The organism is Actinomycetota bacterium (assembly GCA_036280995.1).
Taxonomy (GTDB): domain Bacteria; phylum Actinomycetota; class CALGFH01; order CALGFH01; family CALGFH01; genus CALGFH01.
Map to the genome: position 1 here is coordinate 1 of DASUPQ010000025.1, position 4686 is coordinate 4686.

Consider the following 4686-nt stretch of genomic DNA (forward strand, 5'->3'; position numbering starts at 1 on the left):
TCCCCGACCCCGTCCCCGTCTGGCACGTGGGCACCGCGGCCCTCGACGCCGGCCGGCGCGCCCAGGCCGCCCTCCCCCCCACGGCCCTGCCCCTGGAGCGGATCCGGGTAATCGCCGCCGCCCTGGCCGCCGGGGACGAGCTGCGCCTGGAGCTCCACCCCGGGGCCGTCACCGCCGCCGGCCGGTCCCTGATCGCCGGCCTGGTCGACTGCCTCCCCCATCCCGGCCCGGCGCCGGACGGGACCGCGATCGCCGGCCGGCTGTGGGGCGGGCTCTCCCCCCGCGACCCGGCGCCCGGGCTGGTCGGGGTCGTCGACGTCGCGCTGGTCCTGCTGGCCGACCACGAGCTGGCCGCGTCGACGGTGGCGGCCAGGGTGGCCGCCTCGGTCCGGGCCGACCCGTACGCGGTGGTGTCGGCCGGGCTGGCCACGGTCAGCGGGACCCTGCACGGGGGGGCGTCGCTGGGGATCGAGGACCTCCTGGGCGAGATCGACCGGCCCGGCGACGCGGCCAGCGGGGTCGGGGCGCGCCTTCGCCGGGGCGAACGCCTGCGCGGCTTCGGTCACCGCCTCTACCCGGACGGCGACCCGCGCGCCCGGGTCCTGCTCGCCCACCTGCGGCGCGCCGCCGCCGGGTCGCCGCGGCTGGAGGTCGTGGAGGCGGTCCTGGACACCACCGGCCGCCGGGGCCTCCCCGCCCCCAACGTCGACTTCGCCCTCGCCGCCGTCGCCCACGTCACCGGCATGACCCGCGGCGCCGGCGAGGCCGTCTTCGCCGTCGCCCGCACCGCCGGCTGGATCGCCCACGCCCTCGAGGAGTACGACCGCAACACCCCCATCCGCCCCCGCGCCCGCTACACCGGCCCTGCCCCTGGGTCCTGACCCTGGGTGGTTGGCGGCCGACCCGGCGGGGGGAGGTGGGTCTTGACCCAGGTGGCGACCCTGAAGGGGTCGACCGGGTGGGTGGTGTCGACCTCCAGGACCGGGCCCAGGTGGAGGGGGCCGGCCCCGCCGGTGAGGGTTGCCTTGCTCTGGGGGGCGAGGAGGTGGTCGACGTGGCCGGGGTGGCGGGTCGGAGCCCTGGAGGCGAAGCGGCGCTCGACCTCGTCGGCGGGGCAGCGGCAGAAGACCTCGATCAGGCGGGCGTCGAGGGCCTGCAGCCGGGGGGCGGCCTCGGGGCCGAGGTTGGCGTCGAGGACGGCCGCCGGGAGGGCGCCCGCGACCGCGTACAGCACCTCCTAGCTGGCCTTGCCGAGCCGGCGCGACCAGGCGCGGTCGCCGGTGCCGAGGGCGTCGAACAACGCCTCCTTGATCAGGTCCTTTCCGATCAGGGGGAGACCGAGGCCGGCGGCCAGAGGGCCGGCCAGGGTGGTCTTGCCGGACGCCGGTGGGCCGGTGACCAGCACGAGGACGCCGGTCATGGGGCCGGCCGGGGCGGGGCTACTTGGCGCGGGCCAGGGCCGGGGTGGGGACCGGGAGGTGCGGGATCCGCAGGCGGCGGGACCGTGGGGTGGAGCGGGCGGGCTGGCCCTGGCGGCGGTGGCGGACGGCGCGGGCGACCACGACGGTGGCGACCAGAGCCCCGGCGGAGCCGGCGGCGGCCAGCAGGCGCGGGTCGGTGACGCCGGTGCGGCGGCGGCCGATGGCGATCAGGACGCGCTCCAGGGTGCCGTCGGCCGGGTCGACCTCGAGGTTGGCCATCACCGCGAGGGCGTGGCCGAGACGGCTGAAGGCTGCCGCCTCGGTGGCGCAGCGGGCGCAGGTGGCGACGTGCTCGGCCCGGGAGCGGGCCTCGAACACGGTCAGCTCCTCGGCCCGCGCCGGCAGCAGCGGGCGGATGCTGTGGCAGCTGGTCATGACCGCCGCCCCGTGGCCCGCCGGCGGCCGGCGAGGGCGACCACCTGGCCGCCTTCGGCCGACTCCAGCTCTGCCTTGAGCCGCTCGCGTGCCCGGAACAGGCGCACCTTGACCGCGCCCGGCGTCAGCCCCATTGCGTTCGCCACCTCTTCGGTCGACTGGCCGTAGATGTCACGGAGCACGAGCACCTGCCGCTGCCCCTCGGGCAGGTCGGCGACCAGCCGCTCCAGGCGGCGGGCGAGGGCGACCGCCTCGGCCCGCTCGGCCGGCTCGGGCGCGGGGTCGCGCGTGTCGGCGGGCACTGCCGCCCCCTCGACCGCGAACCGCCGCGTGCGGCGCTTCAAGGTGCTCATGGCCACGTTCGTCGTCACCCGGTTCAGCCAGGTGGAGAAGGAGGCCTCGTGCCGGAAGCCGCCCAACTTGCGCACCACCCGGAGATAGACGTCCTGGGTCACGTCGGCGGCGTCGTCCGGGTTGCCCACGAGCCGGAGCGCGCACGTGTACACGCTGCGGTGCGTGCGGCGCACCAGCTCCTCGAGCGCCCAGCGGTCACCGGCCTGGGCGGCCTCGACGAGCTCCCGGTCGACCTCCACCTCGGTCCCCTTCCAACGTTCCCTTAGACCTCGAATCCCCCCCACCGGTTACCGGTGCCGGTGATAGCCCCGGAACTCCCGGGTCAGCAGGTCGGTGCGGCCCTTCCAGCGCCCGAGGAACCGATCGTAGTTCTTTCTGGACGCCCGGTCTCGCTCCTCGGGGTCGGTGTCGTGGAATCCCCGGTGCCGGTGCCGGGTCGCGGGCACCTCCACCCGCCTGGCGCCGTACCCAAGGGCGCGGACGGCAAACGAGTAGTCGAGGTCGGCGTTGCGGTAGTAGCGGTCCTTGGGGTCGACCCCGACCCGGGCCGCCAGCACCCGCGGCACGGCCAGCAGGTAGCCCTCGACGGCGTCGACCTCGGGGCCGTCGTCGGCCTCGAACTCGAGCATCGTGGTCGTCGTCACCCCCCACCCGCCGGCCAGGCCGACACCGGGCCGGTCGAGGGTGGCGAGGAGGGGGCCGAGCAGGTCGCCGGTGGCTTCGACGTGGGGGTCGAGCCAGACCAGCACCCGGCCGAGGGCCTGGCCCATGCCGAGGTTCATGGCCACGCCGAAGCCGACCGCCGGGTCGAGGTGCAGGACCCGGACCCGGTGGTCGTCCCGGGCCAGATCCTCGAGCGCCCGGCCGGTCGCCTCCCCGGCCCCGTCGGCGACCAGCAGCACCTCGTAGTCGGCGCCAGGATGGTGAGCCGCCAGGGCCCGGGCCGCCCTGGCCACGTCCTCGGGCCAGCCGGCGACGTGGACGACCACCGAGACGTCGTGCCGGTCGGGCTCGTCCCAGCGGGGCGCCAGCTCCCGCGGGTCGGTGAGCTCATAGGGCGGCGCCGGGGCCAGCTCGGGCCCCTCGGGGGTGTCCCTGACCAGCCAGCCGGCCTCGCGGAGCCGGCCCCGGAGGGCGTCGGCGGTGGCGAAGTCCCGTTGCTCCCTGGCCGCCTGCCGCTGGCTGAGCAGGTCGCGGACCTCGGGGTCGGGCTCCGTCATGGGTTACAGCTCCAGCTCGGCCTCGCCCTTGCTCAGGACCTTCTCGCCTTTTTCGTCCTCGGCGTGGAAGCGGACCAGGACCCGGCCGCCGTCGACCTCGGCCACCTCGCCCTTGGCGGTGAGGGTCTGGCCGGGCTCGATCATGTTCGAGAACCGAACTTTCAATCGCTTGATCGCGGCCGGGTCGCCGGCCCAGCCGGTGATCATGCGGGTGGCGACGCCCATCGAGTACATCCCGTGGGCGATCACCCCCGGCAGCCCGACCGCCCTGGCGACCTCGTCGTTCCAGTGGATCGGGTTGAAGTCGCCGGAGGCGCCGGCGTAGCGGACCAGGTCCATCCGCTCGATGGTCTCGGCGACCTCGGGAAGGGCGTCGCCGACCCGGACCTCGGCCAGGTCGATCCGCGGGCTCATGTCCTGCCCTCGCGCGGCGGGGCCGTGCCCCGCGACAGCAGGGTCGCCCTGACCGTGCAGACGGGCTCGCCGCTCTCGGTGGTGATGTCGGTCTCGAGGGTGAGCAGCTCGTGGCGGCCCTTGGCCTCGGCCGCGGCCACCTTGCCGCTGGCCAGGAGCCGGTCCCCGGCCCGGATGGGCCGGTGGTAGACGAACTCCTGCTCGCCGTGGACGACCCTGGAGTAGTCGAGCCCCAGGTCCGGGTCGCCGTAGACCACCTGGCCGGCCCGGAGCGACAGGACCACGGCGAACGTCGGCACCGCCGGCAGGTCGGGGTGGCCGGCCGCCCGGGCCGCGCCCACGTCGTGGTAGATCAGGTCGGTCTCGCCGACCGCGATCGCGAACTCGCGCAGCTTCTCCCGGCCGACCTCGTAGCTGACGGCCGGGTACGCCTTGCCCACCAGGGCCTGGTTCAGCGGCATGCCGGCGTCAGCGGGTCTCCCGGTGGGCGGTGTGCCGGCCGCACCAGCGGCAGTACTTCTTCAGCTCGATGCGGTCGGGGTCGTTCCGCTTGTTCTTCCTGGTGGTGTAGTTGCGGTGCTTGCAGACGGTACAGGCCAGGGTGATCGTCGGCCGGATGTCGGTGGTCGCCATGGGGGTTCCTTCCTGCGCGCAGCCTGAACCTCGATCCTACCTTGAGGATCTTGGGGGCTCGCGATCCTACTTGAGGATTTTGATGACGCGGCCGGCGCCGACGGTGCGGCCACCTTCGCGGATGGCGAAGCGGAGCCCTTCGGCCATGGCGATGGGCTGGATCAGCTTGACCGTCATCTCGGTGTTGTCCCCCGGCATGGCCATCTCGG

General features: G+C 75.1%; 10 protein-coding genes. 1 reads left to right on the forward strand and 9 read right to left on the reverse strand.

The window, feature by feature from the left end; translation table 11 throughout:
• The coding region (locus VF468_00625) for a citrate/2-methylcitrate synthase (protein HEX5876829.1) at positions 1-881 on the forward strand (881 nt) is incomplete at its 5' end.
• Here VF468_00625 and VF468_00630 read toward each other — a convergent pair.
• The 9 genes from VF468_00630 to VF468_00670 all read right to left on the reverse strand — a co-directional run.
• Complete coding sequence (locus tag VF468_00630) at positions 854-1234, reverse strand: hypothetical protein (GenBank protein ID HEX5876830.1); 381 nt, start codon at positions 1232-1234, stop codon at positions 854-856. The two genes, VF468_00625 and VF468_00630, sit on opposite strands and share 28 nt — an antisense overlap.
• A gap of 3 nt (positions 1235-1237) precedes the next feature.
• On the reverse strand, positions 1238-1420 hold the full coding sequence (locus VF468_00635) for a hypothetical protein (GenBank protein HEX5876831.1): 183 nt from the start codon (positions 1418-1420) through the stop codon (positions 1238-1240).
• A 19-nt stretch (positions 1421-1439) separates the two neighbouring features.
• Positions 1440-1856, reverse strand: a complete 417-nt coding sequence (locus VF468_00640; protein ID HEX5876832.1) for a hypothetical protein — start codon at positions 1854-1856, stop codon at positions 1440-1442.
• On the reverse strand, positions 1853-2449 hold the full coding sequence (locus tag VF468_00645; GenBank protein ID HEX5876833.1) for a sigma-70 family RNA polymerase sigma factor: 597 nt from the start codon (positions 2447-2449) through the stop codon (positions 1853-1855). The genes VF468_00640 and VF468_00645 overlap by 4 nt, the downstream gene beginning before the upstream one ends.
• Before the next feature lie 48 nt (positions 2450-2497).
• Positions 2498-3430 (reverse strand): glycosyltransferase, encoded by a 933-nt coding sequence (locus VF468_00650; GenBank protein ID HEX5876834.1) that lies wholly within the window; start codon positions 3428-3430, stop codon positions 2498-2500.
• A gap of 3 nt (positions 3431-3433) precedes the next feature.
• Positions 3434-3844 carry a MaoC/PaaZ C-terminal domain-containing protein gene (locus tag VF468_00655; protein HEX5876835.1) on the reverse strand — a complete coding sequence of 137 codons (411 nt, stop codon included), beginning with the start codon at positions 3842-3844 and terminating at the stop codon, positions 3434-3436.
• Complete coding sequence (locus VF468_00660; protein HEX5876836.1) at positions 3841-4305, reverse strand: MaoC family dehydratase N-terminal domain-containing protein; 465 nt, start codon at positions 4303-4305, stop codon at positions 3841-3843. Before VF468_00660 ends, VF468_00655 begins: the two co-directional genes overlap by 4 nt.
• 7 nt (positions 4306-4312) lie before the next feature.
• Positions 4313-4477 (reverse strand): 50S ribosomal protein L33, encoded by a 165-nt coding sequence (gene rpmG, locus VF468_00665; GenBank protein HEX5876837.1) that lies wholly within the window; start codon positions 4475-4477, stop codon positions 4313-4315.
• A 66-nt stretch (positions 4478-4543) separates the two neighbouring features.
• Positions 4544-4686, reverse strand: a 143-nt coding sequence (locus tag VF468_00670) for an elongation factor Tu (protein HEX5876838.1), incomplete at its 5' end; no start/stop codon positions are given.

Coding starts and splice junctions, on each gene's coding strand:
- VF468_00635 (HEX5876831.1), bottom strand. CDS start 1,420: ATGACCGGCGTCCTCGTGCTGGTCACCGGCCCACCGGCGTCCGGCAAG.
- VF468_00640 (HEX5876832.1), bottom strand. CDS start 1,856: ATGACCAGCTGCCACAGCATCCGCCCGCTGCTGCCGGCGCGGGCCGAG.
- VF468_00650 (HEX5876834.1), bottom strand. CDS start 3,430: ATGACGGAGCCCGACCCCGAGGTCCGCGACCTGCTCAGCCAGCGGCAG.
- VF468_00655 (HEX5876835.1), bottom strand. CDS start 3,844: ATGAGCCCGCGGATCGACCTGGCCGAGGTCCGGGTCGGCGACGCCCTT.
- VF468_00660 (HEX5876836.1), bottom strand. CDS start 4,305: ATGCCGCTGAACCAGGCCCTGGTGGGCAAGGCGTACCCGGCCGTCAGC.
- rpmG (HEX5876837.1), bottom strand. CDS start 4,477: ATGGCGACCACCGACATCCGGCCGACGATCACCCTGGCCTGTACCGTC.